We start from the raw sequence: 15669 nt of genomic DNA on the forward strand, positions 1-15669 counted from the left end.
GATGCCGAAAGATGCCGAAGAAAGAAGGGCTGACCTCATGGCGCAGCAGGTACAGGGCGTGATCGCCCGCGCGAAGGGCGAGCCGGTAAGGATCGAGACGATCGTCGTGCCGGACCCGGGCCCGGGAGAAGCCGTGGTGAAGGTGCAGGCGTGCGGCGTCTGTCATACCGATCTGCACTACCGCGAGGGCGGCATCAACGACGACTTCCCCTTCCTCCTCGGCCATGAGGCCGCGGGCGTCGTCGAGTCGGTCGGCGACGGCGTCACCGAGGTCGCGCCGGGCGACTTCGTGATCCTCAACTGGCGTGCTGTGTGCGGTCAGTGCCGCGCCTGTCTGCGCGGCCGCCCGCAGTACTGCTTCGACACGCACAACGCCAAGCAGAAGATGACCCTCACGGACGGCACCGAGCTCTCGCCCGCGCTCGGCATCGGCGCCTTCGCCGAGAAGACCCTCGTCGCCGCCGGCCAGTGCACCAAGGTCGACCCGGCCGCATCGCCCGCCGCGGCCGGACTTCTCGGCTGCGGCGTGATGGCCGGGCTCGGCGCCGCCATCAACACCGGCGAGGTCGGCCGGGGCGACTCGGTCGCCGTCATCGGCTGCGGCGGTGTCGGCAACGCGGCGGTCGTGGGCGCGCGGCTCGCCGGCGCCGCGAAGATCATCGCGGTGGACATCGACGACAAGAAGCTCCAGACCGCCAAGAGCCTGGGCGCCACGCACAGCGTCAACTCCCGCACGGCGGACCCGATCGAGGCGATCCGCGAGCTGACCGGCGGCAACGGCGCCGACGTCGTCATCGAGGCGGTCGGCCGCCCGGAGACGTACGAACAGGCCTTCTACGCCCGTGACTTGGCGGGCACGGTCGTCCTGGTCGGCGTGCCGACACCGGAGATGCGCATCGATCTGCCGCTGCTCGACGTCTTCGGCCGTGGCGGCGCGCTCAAGTCGTCGTGGTACGGGGACTGTCTGCCCTCACGCGACTTCCCGATGCTCATCGACCTCTACCGCCAGGGGCGGCTCGACCTGGATGCGTTCGTCTCCGAGACGATCGCCCTGGAGGACGTGGAGAAGGCCTTCGAGCGGATGCATCACGGGGACGTCCTGCGTTCGGTGGTGGTCTTCTGATGGCGGCGGCTCGCATCGACCACCTCGTCACGTCCGGGACCTTCTCCCTCGACGGCGGCACCTGGGACGTCGACAACAACGTATGGATCGTGGGTGACGACAGCGAGGTCGTCGTCATCGACGCCGCGCACGACGCGGACGCCATCGCGGCCGCCGTCGGGGACCGCAGGGTCGTCGCGATCGTGTGCACGCACGCCCACGACGACCACATCGACGCGGCCCCCGCACTCGCGGCCCGCACCGGCGCGCCGATCCTGCTGCACCCCGCCGACGCGGAGCTGTGGAAGCAGACCCACCCCGACCGCGCCCCCGACGGCGAGCTCACCGACGGACAGGAACTGTCCGTGGCGGGCACGGAGTTGAAGGTCCTGCACACCCCGGGCCACTGCCTGGGCGCGGTCAGCCTGTACGCGCCGGACCTTGCCACCGTCTTCACCGGCGACACGCTGTTCGCGGGCGGTCCTGGGGCGACGGGCCGTTCGTTCAGCGACTTCCCGACGATCGTCGACTCGATCAGGGACCGGCTGTTGACGCTGCCGCCGCAAACCGTGGTGCGTACCGGTCACGGCGACAGCACGACGATCGGCGCCGAGGCGCCGCACCTGGAGGAGTGGATCGCCCGCGGTCACTGAGCGGGCACGGCGGCGGGACCTGTGCTGCACGGGGCTCGCCGCCGGCCGATTTCCCTGTCACGCGGGAGTGCAGCGGCTGCGCTGCCGGCCGAGGCCCGAGATCTCCATCTCCATCACGTCGCCGGCGCCCAGATAGGGGAAGCGCCCGGACAGCGCGACGCCCTGTGGCGTACCGGTGTTGATGACGTCGCCGGGTTCGAGGACGAGATACCGCGACAGATGGTGCACGAGCTCCGCGACCCCGAAGATCATGTCGGCGGACACGGAGTCCTGCCGGACGTCCCCGTTGACGTAGGACCGCAGGCGCAGGCCCTGCGGGTCGCCCACCTCATCCGCGGTCACCAGGACGGGCCCCAGCGGGTTGAACGTGGCGCAGCTCTTGCCCTTGGACCACTGGCCGCCCGACTGCTCCAGCTGGAAGGCGCGCTCGGAGACGTCGTTGCTGACGGCGTAGCCCGCGACATGGGCGAGCGCGTCGGCGGGCGAGTCCAGATAGGAGGTCCGCCGCCCGATGACGACGGCGAGTTCCACCTCCCAGTCGGTCTTCTTCGAGCCGCGCGGGATGAGGACGTCGTCGTACGGACCGATGACGGTGTTCGGCGCCTTGTAGAAGAGGATCGGCTCCTCCGGCGGCTCGGAGCCCGATTCGGCGGCGTGGGCTGCGTAGTTCTGCCCGATGCAGAGCACGGCGGACGGGCGGGCTATCGGGGCACCGACGCGCTGCCCGGTGATGTCCGTCTCGGGCAGGCCGGAGGCGTCGGGCACGAGCGAGGGGTCGTCCGACAGGGCGGCGAGGAAGGCGCCGTCGATGTCGCGGGTCACGGACGAGAGGTCGTGATGCCGGCCGTCGGATGAGGCGAGGACGGGCCGTTCGCGGCCGGGCTCGCCGATGCGCATGAGACGCATGGGGTGAACTCTCCTGTGCGGTAAGGGAGATCGCGGTCGGGGGATCGTGGTGGTCGCCCCCACAGCCTGCATCGGCGGCAGCCCGTGGAACAGGCGTAGGACCTCGGAGATCGCGTTCGCCCCGAGCCGCTGCCCACACGCGACCGTGCCCGACGGGCATCCCCGAGGTGGAAGTCGGCCCCGCCTGGTGGCACCCACTCTTGATCTCCGATAAGTTAGGCAAGGCTTACCTAATGGAGGTTGACGAATGGGTGTCCGTCACATCAGCACGACCCTGCCCACCGCAGCGGCACGCGCGCGTTCCCTGCTCGCCACCGCGTGGTCCTGCGCGGTGACCACCGAGATCGGCAGGGACGAACTCGTCGGAGCGCACAGCGTCGGCGCGGACGGGACGGTTCTGCTGGTCCCGCCGCGGGACAGCGCACTGGCGACCGCGATGATCTGCGCGCCGCGCGGGGAGCCGTCCACCCTGCTGGAGCTCGCCGATGTCTCCCCGGTGCCGGTCAGGGACCGGATCCGGGCCCGGCTGTGGCTCTCGGGGTCGCTCGTGCCCGACGGCGAGCGTTTCGTCTTCGCGCCGACCTGCGCCGTGCTGCACGACGCCACCGGCGAGCGGATCGGCATCGGCCTCGACGAGCTCGCCGTGACGGCCCCCGACCCGCTGGCCGAGGCCGAGGCGCGCCTTCTCACCCACCTCGCCGACGCGCACGAGGACGCCGTCGAGCAGCTGACCCGGCTGGTCCACGCCGACAGCCTGAACGGAGTGGTGCGCGTACGCCCGCTCGCCATCGACCAGTACGGCCTCACCCTGCGCCTGGAGCGGGCACGCAGCCAGGCCGATGTGCGGCTGTCGTTCGACGAGCCCGTCGAGGACGTCTCCCAGGTGACCGAGCGCATGCACATCCTGCTGACCAAGGCCCGGCACGTGCGCCGCCCGCTACTGCGCCCCGCGACTCCCGAGTCCTGAGCCCGCCGTCAGTTCCTTCCGCATCGACCGCAGCGCGAGCGCGAGCACTCCGATGTCGTCGAGGAACACCGGATCGGGCAGCAGATCCGCGGGCAGGACGAGATAGGCGACCGCACCCCAGAACACCCACTGACGCTCCACCGGCAACCCCGCCCTGCGCAGCCTGCGGCGCGCCCTGACCAGGCGTACGAGCAGGGCGACCGCGACCGCAAGTGTGGCGGCCGCCAGGACCCCGGCGGCCATGAGGAGGACCGTGACTTCCGTGCTCATCAGACCCTGACCTCCGTCCTGAGAGGGGCGCTCCGCCCCAGGCTATGCGCCCCCGCCGGACAGCGCGTGCATACGGCGTCCACATCGGGACGGCCGCCAGAACATCCCCTTCCGCCCTCCCATGACGGACGATGGAACCCGGCAAGCACCGCCGGCTCCGCCAACTCCTTGTGGGAAAGGTCGAGATGAGCCAGACGTTGATCACGGCAGGGCGGGTTCTGACCGGGCCGCGTGGCCAGTGCGTCAAGGACGGCGCCGTACTGACGGACGGCGCGGCCATCGTCGCCGCGGGGCCCCGCGCCGCTGTCGAGCCGCTGGTGCGCGACGGGGCGCGGCGCTGTGCGCTGCCCGACGCCACGGTGCTGCCCGGCCTCATCGATGCCCATGTCCACCTGGTCTTCGACGCGAGCAAGGACCCCGTGGCCGTCCTGGACGCCCACGACGACCGCACGCTGATGGCCGCGATGGAGGAGCGGGCGCGCCAGTTCCTGCACAGCGGCGTGACCACCGTGCGCGACCTGGGCGACCGGGGGCGCCTCACCCTGCGGCTGCGCGAGGCGATCGCCGGCGGCGCCGTGCCAGGCCCCCGGATCGTCGCCGCCACCACACCGCTGACCACCAAGGGCGGCCACTGCTGGTTCCTCGGCGGAGAGGTCGACGGCGAGGACGAGATCCGTGCCCTGGTACGCCGCAACGCCGAACTGGGCGCCGACGTCATCAAGGTGATGGCCACCGGCGGCGGCCTCACCCACGGCGGCCCCGCCACCTGGCAGGCCCAGTTCGGCGCCCCCGAGATCCGTGCCGTCGTCCGCGAGGCGCACCGGGCCGGGCTGCCGGTCGCCGCGCACGGACACGGGACCGCCGGGATCGTGGCCGCCGTGATGGCCGGCGTCGACACCATCGAGCACTGCACCTGGATGACCCGCAAGGGCCTCGACCTGCGCGAGGACGTCCTGGACGCCATCGTCGCCAAGGGCATCCGGATCTGCCCCACCGTCAGCCCCAACTGGCGGATGCTGCCCATGTTCTTCGGCGCCGAACGGGCCAAGGCGATGTTCGACCAGGTGCGGACCATGGCGGAACACGGCGCCCGCCTGATCGCGGGGACGGACGCGGGAGTCCAGCGCGCGGGCTGCGACGGCCTGGCCCAGAGCCTCGGCTTCTACCAGCACCTGGGCATCGAACCGGAGCGCGTCATCGACATGGCCACCACGGAGGCCGCCGACGCCCTGGGCATCGCCGACCACGTCGGACGCCTGACGACCGGCTACCGGGCCGACCTGATCGCGGTGCGCGGAGACCCGCTCAAGGGCGTGGAGGCCCTGGGGGACGTACGACTGGTGATGGCGGAAGGCAAGATGGTGGACCGTGACTGAGAACAAGACGCAGCCTTTAGAGCAGCCCATAGACAAGATGCAGTCCATGGACGGGGCCACGAAGCCCGTTCAGGCCCTGCTGGTCGTCGACATGCAGTCCGCCTTCGTCTCCGGCGACGGCGCCGTACCGGAAGCGGCCCGCGTCCTCGACCGTACGAACGACCTCATCACGCGGGCCCGCGCCGCAGGCGCCCTCGTCATCCAGCTGCAGAACGACGGCGAGCCGGGGTCCGTCGACGAACCCGGCACTCCCGGCTGGCAGATCCACCTCCCCGTGGACACGGACCGGGGCGAGACCGTGCTGTGCAAGACCATCGACGACGGCTTCGAGGAGACCGGGCTCGAAGAGCTGCTCACGGATGCGGGCGTGCGCGACCTCGCCATCTGCGGGGTGCAGTCCGAGATGTGCGTCCTCGCGACCGCGCGCACCGCCCTCGAACTCGACTTCCGCGTCGTCATGCCGCACGACGCGCACGCGACGTACGACATCCCCGCCGCGGAGGGAATCAGCGACACGGTCCCGGCGGCGATGGTGTCGCGGGTCGCCGAATGGGCCCTCGGCGACGAGGTCGAGATCGTCGCGAGGGCCCAGGACGTCGACTTCACCAAGCCGTAGACGTAGACGTAGATGTAGACACTGGCAGGGGGAGCGGGATCAGCGGGCGGTGTAGCCGCCGTCCACCAGGTGATAGCTGCCGTGGATGAACGAGGCGCTCCGAGAGCAGGAAGGCGATCAGCTCGGCGACCTCCTCGGCGTGACCGAGGCGGCCCGCCGGGTGCAGGGAGACCAGCGCGTCGTACGCCTCCTTGTCCATGTTCTGCAGGAGCGGGGTCTCGATGAAGCCCGGGCCGACCGCGTTCACGCGGATGCCCTTGGCCGCGTACTCGGCGGCGGCCGTCTTCGTGAAGCCCACGACGCCGTGCTTGGCGGCGACATGGGCGGGGGAGCCCGCGAAGCCGACGGAGCCGAGGATCGAGGCGACGTTGACGATGGCGCCGCCGCCCGCGGCCTCCAGGGCGGGGAGTTCGTGGCGCATCGAGTAGAAGACGCCGTCCAGATTCGTGCGTACGACGCGGTTGTAGACGTCGATGTCGTACTCACCCGTCGGCTTGCTCTCCCCGCCGATGCCAGCGTTGTTGACCGCGAGGTCGAGCCCGCCGAACGTGTCGACGGCGAACTTCACGGCGGCCTCGACCGACGCCGGCTCGGTGACGTCCACGGCGACCGCGGCGGCCTTGATGTCCTCCGCGAGCAGCTGCGCGGCGGCCTTCTCGGCGCCCTCGGCGTTGTAGTCGGCGATGACGACATTCGCTCCGCCCCTGCCGACGCGACGGGCCGTGGCCAGGCCGATGCCCGAGGCGGCGCCGGTGATCAGAGCGGTCCCGCGAGGGCGGCCTCCCCGGTGAGGACGTCGTAGGCCCGCTCCACATGCGCGGCGAGGTCCTCGTCGTCCGCGTGCCCGCCGCGCGCCCAGCTGCGCAGGGCGGCGGTCAGCACCCCGGCGGCGGCGCCGACGATCACGGCCGGGCGCTGGTCCCGGACCGGTTCGGTGCCGAGCCGGTCGGCGATGATCCGGACGGATTCGTCCTGGGCGTCGACCCGGACGCGTTCGTACGCGGCGAACAGCGCAGGTTCCGTGTCGACGAGCGCGAGGAGCGCCCGCGTCCGGGGGCGGCGGTGCCATCCCGGCGTCTCGGGATCGGCGAGCCAGTCCTGGACGGCCGCCCGGTAGGCGGCCAGCGGGGGCTCGTCGGCGGGGCGGGTGCGCAGGGCCGCGTTGATGCGGTCGCCGTCGGCGCGGGTGAAGTCGAGCGCCGCGGCCTCCTTGCCGCCGAAGTGGCGGCTGAAGGTGCGGCGCGTGACGTCGGCGCGCTCGGCGATGGCCTCGACCGTGACGGCCGCGAGGCCGTGCTCCAGGATCAGGTCGATCGCCGCGTCGGCGAGCGCCTCCCGCGCCTGCCGGGCCTTGCGCTGCCTGCGGTCCTCGCCCGCCCGGCCGGGGGCCGGTGCGCGGGGTGTCGAATCCGTGGATTCCGTGGACTTCGTCGCCTTCATGTCTTCGACTGTGCACCCGTCGCGTCCCAATGGGACATCTGTCCCGGAGGGACTTGAGAGGGATTTAAGAGGGGCTTACGAGGGTTTCAACGCGGGGTCCAGATCGAAGATGCCGTACCCGAATCCCCGCGCCGTGACGGCGCCGCCCTCCGCCTCCACGCCGTCCGCCTCCAGGGCGCGCGGCGCCGTACCGGCCACGAGCCCGGTGGTGAACGTCGCGGGCGCGCTGCGCGGATTGACCACGACGAGGAAGCGCCCGCCCCGGAGGTACACGAACGGATAGCCGCTGTGCAGCACCTCCACCGAGCCGTCCGGGCCCAGCTCGGGGGCGGCTTTGCGCAGCGCGATCAGGCGGCGTACGAGATGCAGCAGCGAAGTGCCGTCGGCGCGCTGGGCCGCGACGGTGGGCCGCCGCGGATCGGGGTCGACGGGGAGGTAGAGGCGCTCGGCCGGGGCGGTGGAGAAGCCCGCGGTGGGGCCGTCGTTCCACTGCATGGGGGTGCGCGATCCCGCCCGGTTGTAGTGCGGGCCGAGCACGCTGCCCTCGGTGTCGGGCAGGCCGGGGAGGTAGCGCATGCCGATCTCGTCGCCGTAGTAGATCGCCGGGAGCGTGGGCCAGGTGAGCTGGAAGGCGAACGCCGCGGGGAGCTGTTCGGCGGTGCGCGGACCGCAGTTGAGGCGCGAGAAGTCGTGGTTGGAGGTGGGCAGCGAGATGTGCCCGGCGTCGCCGATGGCCGCGCTGGCCGCCCGCCACGCCTCGACGAACGTATCGGGGGAGCCCCGGCCGCTCGGGTCGAAGAACGGGTCGACCGGATCCCAGGCCTCGGAGTCGGTGCCCGCGCGGTTGTTCCACAGCGAGCGCAGCGGCCTGCCGTCGGTGGGACCGCCGAACTGGAGGAAGAAGTCGGCGTGGAACCCGGCGGGGACGGACACCGCCGGATCGCCCCACTCCGACAGGAGCACCGCCTCCGGATGCGTGGTGTCCAGCCAGCCGCGCAGCTCGGTCCACACCGCTGCCGTGGCGCTGCGGTCCGGGTCGTCCTTGACCAGCGAGTGCGCCATGTCGACCCGGAAGCCGGCGAGGCCGAGCCGCAGCCAGTGGTGCATGACGTCGCGCAGCGCGGCGCGGTTGGCGCGCGGACCGTCGGCGTCGACCCGCTGCCGCCACGGCTCGGCCGGATCGAGGCGGGCGTAGCCGAAGTTGAGGGCGGGCTGGGAGTCGAAGAAGTTCGGCAGATACGCGCCCGGGCGGGACCCCGGCGACCGTACGAAACCGTCCGGGCAGCCGTCGGGCGCCCAGATGTAGCGGTGGTCGTCCGGGTCGTCGGCGGACGCGGTGAACCACGGATGCCGGTCGGAGGTGTGACCGGCGACCAGGTCGAGGAGGACCCGGATGCCGCGCCGCCCCGCCTCGTCCACGAGCTTGGCCAGGTCGTCTTCGGTGCCGTAGCGGGGCGCGACGGAGAGGTAGTCCGCGACGTCGTACCCGGCGTCGCGGAACGGCGAGGCGAAGCAGGGATTGATCCAGACGGCGTCGATCCCGAGCCAGGCCAGGTGGTCGAGGTGCTCGGTGATGCCGTTGAAGTCACCGATCCCGTCGCCGTCGGAGTCGGCGTAGGACTGCGGATAGATCTGGTAGAAGACGGCGTCGGAGAGCCAGGCGGGGGCGGGGCGGAACGAAGTCATGGACGGGGTGCAGCCTTTCCCTCGTAGGTGTGCGGCGCGGCGGAAGCGGGCTCAGCCCTGTCAGGCCGCGGGGCTCAACTGCTGGATGAGCAGAAGAAACTGAGGCCGTCTCCGCCGTGTCGTGCCGAAGGCGCGGTGCGCTTGTCTCGTTCATGGCCAGGGTAGGTCCGCACGGTGCTGTCCTTACCCGAGTACACCCCGCCGCTGAGCGACCGCTTCGCCGTCGACGGCTATCTGCGACTGCCCTCGCTCATCCCGCCCCCTCTTCTGGAGGATCTGACGCGTGAGGTGCAGCGGCTCGAAAAGCTCGCCGTGCGCCGGGACTTCACCATGGCGTCGATGGACGATTCGCCCCGCCACATGACCACCCTCGGCGGTCACACCATCGACGAGGAATCCACCCTGATCCCGGGCCTCTACCGCGACCAGGAGCTCCTGACCTGGCTCGGCCGGGTCGCCGCCCTGCCCGCGGTCGAGGTCGCCGACCCCCTTGAGCGGCACGTCCTGAACATCCTGCACCGGCCCGGCGACACCCATGGCGCCCACACCGACGACTACCCCCTGGCCCTCGTGCTGTTCATCGAGGCCCCCGCCGACCCGGCCGACGGCGGCCTCCTGCACTACACCACCCGGACCAGCGCCCTCGACGCCCTGCACGCCACCGCCGCCCACGCCCACCACCGGCGCGGCGACGGCTACCTCCTGCGGGCCGACACCAGCGCCCACCGTGTCACCGCACTGAGCCGGCCCGGCGTCCGCCGTACCGTGCTGAACTTCGCCTACACCACGCCTGACCGGCAGCGGGCGCGGACACCCTCCGCCTCCCAGCTGTACGCGCCCTAGAGAGGCAGCGCGCACACGGCCATGGGGGCCGCGAACGGATCGCCCGCCAGGCGCAGTTGGCCCTTCGCGCCGACATGGAAGACGCTCACCGAACCCGACTTCTGGTTCGCCGCGAACAGCAGTCGCTGCGACGGCGAGAAGGCGATGTGTCGGGGGAAGTCGCCGCCGACGGGCACCGTGTCGAGCAGCCGCAGCCGGGCGCCGCCCGCCTCGATCGCGTACCGGGTCAGGCTGTTGTGCCCGCGATTGGCGAGGAAGGCGAAGGCGCCGTCGCGCGTGACGAGCAACTGCGCCGGATAGCTGGTGCCTTCGCCCGTGCCCGTGGACTGCGGCTCACCCGGAGTCAGCCGCCCACTGGCGGGGTCGTACGCGCAGACGGCCACTGTGTTGTCCACCTCGTTGGCGACGTAGGCGAACCGCCCCGAGGGGTGGAAGGTGAGGTGCCGCGGCCCCGCGCCGGGACGGAGCGTGGCGTACGAGACCTGTGTCAGCTTGCCCGCCTTCGTGTCGAGGCGGTAGCTGTACACGGCGTCGGTGCCGAGATCGACGGCGAGGACATGCCCGCCGTCCGGGCTCGTCACGATCTGATGGGCGTGCGGCCCCTCCTGCCCCGGACCGGGCGGGGGACTGGAGTGCGTGACGACATCGGTCAACTCGCCAAGCGCACCCGAGGGTTGGACGGGATGGACGGCCACGCTCCCGGAGAGGTAGTTGGCGCTGAGCAGCCAGCGCCCGCCCGGGTGCACGGACAGATGGCAGGGCCCGGCGCCACCGGTGCCGCGCGAGCCCACGACTTCGGGGCCCGCGGGCGAGAGCGCGACCGCGGTCACACCGCCCTGCTCCTGCTCGTTGACGGCGTACAGGGTGCTGCCCGATGGGTGCAGGCAGAGGTAGGAGGGATCCGGTACGCCGGTCAGCGTCCCGGTGGCGGTGATACGTCCCGTGGCGTCGTCGTACGTCGCGAGACCCAGGCCGGTGCCGCCGCCGGGCTGGGTGGTGTACGTACCGAGAAAGAGCGGCCGAGTCCGGCGCTGCGGACGTCGGGGCGACAGGGCGGCGGCGGTCTGCGACGAGGAGAGGGCGGTGGCTGCGGCCGTGGCGGCGACGGCTCCGATGAACCCGCGCCGACCCCAGCCGTGCGCCCCGGGCCGCCCGTCGGACCCACTGCTCATGCCTGCCTCCATGCCCGCTCCTCATGTTCCTCATGTGACGGTGGTGACGCGTGTGACAGACACAGTGCTGCCCGGAAGGCCCATGGACAAGAGGTGCAACCTGAGTTGCGTTCTGCGCAACGGGCGGGGGCGGCTCAGAGGCTCGTGTCCCGGTGCGTGGCGCGGCCGTCGAGGACCGTGAGCAGGACCGGCAGATCCGGCAGATCGGTGGCGCCGGTGGTGAGCGGGTTGTCGGCGAGGACGGTCAGGTCGGCGCGGAAGCCGACGGCGAGCTGCCCGGCCTCGTGCTCATCGCCCGCCGCGTGAGCGGCGTTCACCGTCATGGCCTGCAGCGATTCCAGCGCCGACAGGGCCTGCTCGGGGCCGTGCGGCGGCCGGCCGAGGTCACGGCTCGGGCGGCGGTGGCGGGCGCCCGCCATGACACCCAGCGGCGGGTAGGGGGCGATGGGCCAGTCGGAGCCCAGGACGACCGTGGCGCCGGAGTCCCACAGATCGCGGCAGCGCCAGGCGCGCGACGCCCGCTCCTCGCCGAGACGGCGCGACCAGTTGTCGGTGTGGTCGGCCCGGGTGAAGTCGCAGCAGTGCGTGGGCTGCATGGACGCGATGACGCCGAGCTCGGCGAACCGGGCCAGGGTGTCGTCGGGCACCGTCTCGATGTGCTCGATCCGGTGCCGGACGGCGCGCTCCCCGGTGGCCCGCGCCTTCTCCACGGCGTCGAGGGCATGCCGCACGGCCGCGTCACCGATGGCATGCGTGGCGGTGGGCACCCCCGCCCGGTGGAGCTCGCCGATGACGTGGGTGTAGGCGGCGGGATCGGGCCAGAAGGCGTGCGTGGACTCGCCGTGGCAGTCGGGCCGTTCGAGCCAGGCGGTGCCGTTGTCGATGGTGCCGTCCATGAAGAGCTTGACGCCCTCGGTCCGCCACAGCGCACCGCCGGCGCCCTGCTGCTCGATGAGTGCGCGCAGCGCATCGGCGTCGGCGCCCGGCTGGCACCAGGGCGCGACACGCAGCCGAAGCGGCAGCTCCCCGGCAGCGTCCAACTCGGCGTACAGCGCGAGGCTTTCGCCATTGGCGTCCATGGCGTGGCCGCCGGTGAGACCCGCCGCGGCCATGGAGCGCAGGGCGGTGGCGAGCCGGGCGCGCCGCTCGGCGTGCGTGGGCCGCGGGGCGGCGCGCTCGACCAGTTCGCAGGCGGCGTCCTCAAGGAGCAGCCCGGTGGGCCGGCCCGCGTCGTCGCAGACGACCTCGGCGGCCTGCGCGAAGGTGCGCGGTCCGTCGACACCGGCGAGCTCGAGCGCGCGCGGGCTGGCCAGCATCGAGTGGGCGTCGAACATCTGGAGCAGCGCCGGTACGCCGTCGAGCACGGGGGAGAGGGCGGCGGTCTCGACGGGCCGGTCCCCGAAGACGTTCGGGTCAAGACCCCAGCCGTGCAGCCACGCGCCGGGCGCCAGCGAACGCACCTCGCCCGCGAGCGCCGCGCGCACCTCCTCCAGGTCGGTGCAGGCCGACAGGTCGAGGCCGTGGGTCAGCTCCGCTCCCGAGACGGGGTGCAGGTGGCCGTCGACCAGGCCGGGGGTCACCACGGCGCCCTTGAGGTCGATCACCTCCGTCGACGCGTCCGCGAGGGCACGGATCCGCCGGTCGTCGCCCAGCGCCGTGATCCGCCCTCCGGACACGGCCAGGGCGGTGTCCGGCAGGAACCGGCCCGTGACCGGGTCGAGCAGCCGGGCGGAGAGCAGGACGAGACGGGTGCGCACAGAGGCTCCTTGAGGTGCGGGTGGGGAAGACGGGGCGGCGGAGGGGCGGCTACGCCTGGTCGGAGGACGTGTCGACGGCTCGGGTCAGCGTGCCGTTCACCAGGCCCAGTTCGCGTTCCGCCGTGGTGACGGCCATCCGCGTCACCGCCGCGGGACGGTTGCTGGTGTCCGTGTTGGCGTGCGCGCCGAGGCCGTCGATCACGACCAGGATCTGAATGGTCGTCACATAGGGGTCGTCCGTGCGGAACTCCTCGCGCTCGACACCCTCCTGGATGAGGTCTTCGAGCCGGCCGCGCCACGAGGCCTCCTGCTCGCCGACCCGGTCCCGCAGGGCGGGACGGTAGCGGCTGAGGTGGCGCGCGTTGATCCAGAGGCGGCTGATGTCCTCGTACGCCTCGCCGGTCGCGCGTGCGAAGAACCGCGCGAGGTGCTCGGTGGGAGAGGCGTCGGGCCGCTCGGCCGGCAGGAGGGCATCCAGCTCGGCGCTCGCGGCGTCGCCGAACGCCTCGGCGACGAGGTCCTCCGCCGAGGGGAAGTAGTGGCTGACCAACCCGGGCCGGACATCGAGCTCATCGGCGATCCGCCGCAGAGTGATGCACTCGAGCCCCTCGGTCAGGGCGACGGCGGCGGCCGCCTCGACGATTTCCGCACGTCGGGCGGCCGGAGATTTCCGAATTCGCTTGCGCTGAACGCTTGACGACATGACCACAACGTTATTGAGTGTGCGACCAATAAGCAAGCAGTCGGGCACGACAAGCATCCGGAGGGCCTCATGGCGTCCACGATTCCCGACCCGCACCGGCCAGGCACGGACGGCGCCGCCAAGGCGCCGCTGCCCTCTGAGCGTGCGGTTCGCATCGAGGCACACGGCATCGACCACATTCCCGAACGGGAACGCCATGGCCGTCCGCGCGAGCTGTTCTCCGTCTGGGCGGCGGCGAACGTCAACTATCTGAGCCTGGTCGTCGGCGGCGCCCTGATCCTCATGGGCCTCAGCCTCTGGCAGGCCCTCGCGGTGCTCTTCGTGGGCAACCTGTTCTGGGCGCTGACCGGATTCCTCTCCGTCTCGGGCCCCGCCGCGGGCGCGCCGAGCGAGGTGGTCACCCGCGCGATGTACGGGATCCGGGGCAACCGGGTGAACAACGCGGTCGTCGGCTGGATGATCTCCGTCTGCTACTTCGCCCTGAACCTGTCCGCCGCCGCGGTCGCCGCCTTCTCCCTCGTCGAGAAGGTCGGCATCACCGCGAACACCGGCGTCAAGGTCGTCGTCATCATCGTCATCGCCGCGCTCACCCTGACCATCAGCGTCTTCGGCCACGCCATGATCATGAGGCTCTACCTCCCGATCACGCTGGCCCTGGCCGCCGCGTTCACCGTCGTCGCCGTCAGCGTGATCGGGCACACCGACTTCTCGTACATGCCCGCCGAACCGCTGACCGGCACCGACCTGTGGGCGACCGTCATCGCCGGTGTCACGCTCATCGCGTCGGGCCCGCTGTCGTACACCACCAGCGCCGACTTCTCGCGCTATCTGCCCGCCACGACGCCCAAGAAGGCGATCGTGGGCTGGACCCTCCTCGGCGGGTTCGTGCCCAGCATGATCGTCTGCTCCCTCGGGGTGTTCGCCGCCACCGCCGTCGACATGACCGACCCGCAGTCCGCGCTCGAGAAGATCCTGCCCGGCTGGTTCACTCCCGTCTTCCTGCTCGCCCTGATCCTCGGCACGATCGCCATCAACGCCCTCACCGCCTACAGCGCCGGCCTCGCCCTGCAGGCCGTCGGTGTGCGCATCCGCCGCTCGATCAGCGTCATCGTCGACGGGATCGCCGCCGTCTCGCTCACCCTGTACGGACTGCTCGCCTCCAACTTCCTCGACACCGTCAGCAATGTCCTCCAACTGACCGTCGTCCTGCTCGGCCCGAGCATGGCCGTCTACGCCACGGACATCGTGCTGCGCCGCAACCGCTACGACGGCATCGCGCTCACCGACGAGACCCCCGGCAGCCCCTTCTGGTTCACCGCGGGCGTCAACTGGGCGGGTGCGGCGGCGCTCGCCGCCGGTGTCACCGCGGCCGCCCTGTGTGTGAACACCGCGTACACCGGCCCGGTCGCCGACGCTCTCGGAGGCGTTGATCTCGCCCTGCCCGCAGGCATGTTGGTGGCATCCGCGGTCTACGTCCTCATGACGCGCCGCACCCGCGACGGGCTCGGAAAGATGCCGCGGGCATGAGCCCTCACCCCCGCATCCAGAGCGGAAACTACGGAGAGTAACTGATCTGGAATTGCCGCCAAGTTGCCCCCAGTTGCGGCCGGTTGCGCCATCGCGAGGCATGAAAGGCATCTGAACGGGCAAGATGTAGATGCCATACTCGGCGCCGCCCCGGACCCCGGCGGCGCCCGGTGCCGTCGGGCAGGCCGTACCGTGCGCGAATTCGTCACTCTTCGTATGCGGGGAAGGGAATTTGGGGGTAGCCCATGGGCATATCCGACCCGAGTTTTGGGCTGCGTCACCATGTGGTGGAGGGTCTGACCGTGCTGACGCTCCACGGTGAGCTGGACGCCTGGGCGGAGCAGGAACTGGAGCCGTGTTTAAGGGAGTTCCTCGACCGAGCGGGCTCCGACGTGGTGGTGGACCTGCGCCAGGTCACGTTTCTGGACGCCGGGGGCCTGCGGCTCCTCGTGCGCATCAAAAACCGAACCGCCGCCACAGGCCGCGCCCTGAGTCTCGTCCGCTGCTCGCCACGCGTCTGGCGGGTCATGGGCATCACCCGCCTCGACCGCAGCTTCACCGTCCTGGACGCCCTGCCCGCCGAACTGGAGGTTCCCGACGGCGATGACGTCCCGGCGTGAGGCGCGGGTCCTTGGCCGGGTCGCGCCGGGG

At 71.6% G+C, this 15669-nt stretch carries 15 protein-coding genes and 1 pseudogene; 8 read left to right on the plus strand and 8 right to left on the minus strand.

What is annotated here, in order from left to right; all coding sequences use genetic code 11:
- The first annotated feature begins 37 nt into the window (after positions 1-37).
- Together OG453_RS42555 and OG453_RS42560 are read left to right on the plus strand one after the other, a co-directional pair.
- Positions 38-1123 (plus strand): S-(hydroxymethyl)mycothiol dehydrogenase, encoded by a 1086-nt coding sequence (locus tag OG453_RS42555; protein WP_266874159.1) that lies wholly within the window; start codon positions 38-40, stop codon positions 1121-1123.
- Positions 1123-1755, plus strand: a complete 633-nt coding sequence (locus OG453_RS42560) for an MBL fold metallo-hydrolase (RefSeq protein WP_266874160.1) — start codon at positions 1123-1125, stop codon at positions 1753-1755. The genes OG453_RS42555 and OG453_RS42560 overlap by 1 nt, the downstream gene beginning before the upstream one ends.
- A gap of 57 nt (positions 1756-1812) precedes the next feature.
- Here the strand turns inward: OG453_RS42560 and OG453_RS42565 are convergent, their stop codons facing one another.
- Complete coding sequence (locus OG453_RS42565) at positions 1813-2661, minus strand: fumarylacetoacetate hydrolase family protein (RefSeq protein ID WP_266874161.1); 849 nt, start codon at positions 2659-2661, stop codon at positions 1813-1815.
- Positions 2662-2908: 247 nt separating this feature from the next.
- Here OG453_RS42565 and OG453_RS42570 point away from each other — a divergent pair, with 247 nt between their 5' ends.
- The gene (locus OG453_RS42570; protein ID WP_266874162.1) at positions 2909-3628 is read left to right on the plus strand and encodes a DUF2470 domain-containing protein; all 720 of its coding nucleotides are present in this window, start codon (positions 2909-2911) and stop codon (positions 3626-3628) included.
- On the opposite strand, the gene OG453_RS42575 is transcribed toward OG453_RS42570, so the two are convergent.
- The gene (locus OG453_RS42575; RefSeq protein WP_266874163.1) at positions 3599-3898 is read right to left on the minus strand and encodes a YkvA family protein; all 300 of its coding nucleotides are present in this window, start codon (positions 3896-3898) and stop codon (positions 3599-3601) included. The two genes, OG453_RS42570 and OG453_RS42575, sit on opposite strands and share 30 nt — an antisense overlap.
- A gap of 185 nt (positions 3899-4083) precedes the next feature.
- On the opposite strand from OG453_RS42575, the gene OG453_RS42580 reads away from it, so the two are divergent.
- Both OG453_RS42580 and OG453_RS42585 read left to right on the plus strand, forming a co-directional pair.
- On the plus strand, positions 4084-5274 hold the full coding sequence (locus OG453_RS42580) for an amidohydrolase family protein (RefSeq protein ID WP_266874164.1): 1191 nt from the start codon (positions 4084-4086) through the stop codon (positions 5272-5274).
- A gap of 46 nt (positions 5275-5320) precedes the next feature.
- Positions 5321-5890, plus strand: coding sequence for an isochorismatase family protein (locus OG453_RS42585; protein ID WP_266874365.1), 570 nt, complete (start codon positions 5321-5323; stop codon positions 5888-5890).
- A gap of 39 nt (positions 5891-5929) precedes the next feature.
- Here OG453_RS42585 and OG453_RS42590 read toward each other — a convergent pair.
- The 3 genes and pseudogenes from OG453_RS42590 to OG453_RS42600 form a co-directional block, all read right to left on the minus strand.
- Positions 5930-6650 (minus strand): annotated as a pseudogene (locus tag OG453_RS42590) (SDR family NAD(P)-dependent oxidoreductase).
- Positions 6647-7330, minus strand: coding sequence for a TetR/AcrR family transcriptional regulator (locus OG453_RS42595; RefSeq protein ID WP_266874165.1), 684 nt, complete (start codon positions 7328-7330; stop codon positions 6647-6649). The pseudogene OG453_RS42590 and the gene OG453_RS42595 overlap by 4 nt, the downstream one beginning before the upstream one ends.
- 75 nt (positions 7331-7405) lie before the next feature.
- Positions 7406-9016: an alpha-amylase family glycosyl hydrolase gene (locus OG453_RS42600; RefSeq protein WP_266874166.1), complete on the minus strand. Its 1611-nt coding sequence runs from the start codon at positions 9014-9016 to the stop codon at positions 7406-7408.
- 174 nt (positions 9017-9190) lie between these two features.
- Between OG453_RS42600 and OG453_RS42605 the strand changes: the two genes are divergently transcribed.
- Entirely contained in the window at positions 9191-9859 is a 669-nt protein-coding gene (locus OG453_RS42605; RefSeq protein ID WP_266874167.1) for a hypothetical protein, read from the plus strand.
- Here the strand turns inward: OG453_RS42605 and OG453_RS42610 are convergent.
- From OG453_RS42610 to OG453_RS42620, 3 genes are all read right to left on the minus strand, one after another.
- Positions 9856-11031, minus strand: a complete 1176-nt coding sequence (locus OG453_RS42610) for a lactonase family protein (protein ID WP_266874168.1) — start codon at positions 11029-11031, stop codon at positions 9856-9858. The genes OG453_RS42605 and OG453_RS42610 overlap by 4 nt on opposite strands.
- 134 nt (positions 11032-11165) lie before the next feature.
- Complete coding sequence (locus tag OG453_RS42615) at positions 11166-12788, minus strand: amidohydrolase (protein WP_266874169.1); 1623 nt, start codon at positions 12786-12788, stop codon at positions 11166-11168.
- 49 nt (positions 12789-12837) lie between these two features.
- Positions 12838-13491 (minus strand): TetR/AcrR family transcriptional regulator, encoded by a 654-nt coding sequence (locus OG453_RS42620; protein WP_266874170.1) that lies wholly within the window; start codon positions 13489-13491, stop codon positions 12838-12840.
- Between the two features lie 69 nt (positions 13492-13560).
- On the opposite strand from OG453_RS42620, the gene OG453_RS42625 reads away from it, so the two are divergent.
- Complete coding sequence (locus tag OG453_RS42625) at positions 13561-15018, plus strand: cytosine permease (protein ID WP_266874171.1); 1458 nt, start codon at positions 13561-13563, stop codon at positions 15016-15018.
- Between the two features lie 245 nt (positions 15019-15263).
- On the plus strand, positions 15264-15638 hold the full coding sequence (locus tag OG453_RS42630) for an STAS domain-containing protein (RefSeq protein WP_266874172.1): 375 nt from the start codon (positions 15264-15266) through the stop codon (positions 15636-15638).
- Positions 15639-15669 lie beyond the last annotated feature (31 nt).

Source organism: Streptomyces sp. NBC_01381, from assembly GCF_026340305.1.
Taxonomy (GTDB): Bacteria; Actinomycetota; Actinomycetes; order Streptomycetales; family Streptomycetaceae; genus Streptomyces.

Bases quoted from the DNA above. Each gene is read 5' to 3' on its own strand.
- OG453_RS42555 (WP_266874159.1), top strand. From the start codon at position 38: ATGGCGCAGCAGGTACAGGGCGTGATCGCCCGCGCGAAGGGCGAGCCG.
- OG453_RS42560 (WP_266874160.1), top strand. From the start codon at position 1,123: ATGGCGGCGGCTCGCATCGACCACCTCGTCACGTCCGGGACCTTCTCC.
- OG453_RS42565 (WP_266874161.1), bottom strand. From the start codon at position 2,661: ATGCGTCTCATGCGCATCGGCGAGCCCGGCCGCGAACGGCCCGTCCTC.
- OG453_RS42570 (WP_266874162.1), top strand. From the start codon at position 2,909: ATGGGTGTCCGTCACATCAGCACGACCCTGCCCACCGCAGCGGCACGC.
- OG453_RS42575 (WP_266874163.1), bottom strand. From the start codon at position 3,898: ATGAGCACGGAAGTCACGGTCCTCCTCATGGCCGCCGGGGTCCTGGCG.
- OG453_RS42580 (WP_266874164.1), top strand. From the start codon at position 4,084: ATGAGCCAGACGTTGATCACGGCAGGGCGGGTTCTGACCGGGCCGCGT.
- OG453_RS42585 (WP_266874365.1), top strand. From the start codon at position 5,321: ATGGACGGGGCCACGAAGCCCGTTCAGGCCCTGCTGGTCGTCGACATG.
- OG453_RS42595 (WP_266874165.1), bottom strand. From the start codon at position 7,330: ATGAAGGCGACGAAGTCCACGGAATCCACGGATTCGACACCCCGCGCA.
- OG453_RS42600 (WP_266874166.1), bottom strand. From the start codon at position 9,016: ATGACTTCGTTCCGCCCCGCCCCCGCCTGGCTCTCCGACGCCGTCTTC.
- OG453_RS42610 (WP_266874168.1), bottom strand. From the start codon at position 11,031: ATGAGCAGTGGGTCCGACGGGCGGCCCGGGGCGCACGGCTGGGGTCGG.
- OG453_RS42620 (WP_266874170.1), bottom strand. From the start codon at position 13,491: ATGTCGTCAAGCGTTCAGCGCAAGCGAATTCGGAAATCTCCGGCCGCC.
- OG453_RS42625 (WP_266874171.1), top strand. From the start codon at position 13,561: ATGGCGTCCACGATTCCCGACCCGCACCGGCCAGGCACGGACGGCGCC.
- OG453_RS42630 (WP_266874172.1), top strand. From the start codon at position 15,264: ATGGGCATATCCGACCCGAGTTTTGGGCTGCGTCACCATGTGGTGGAG.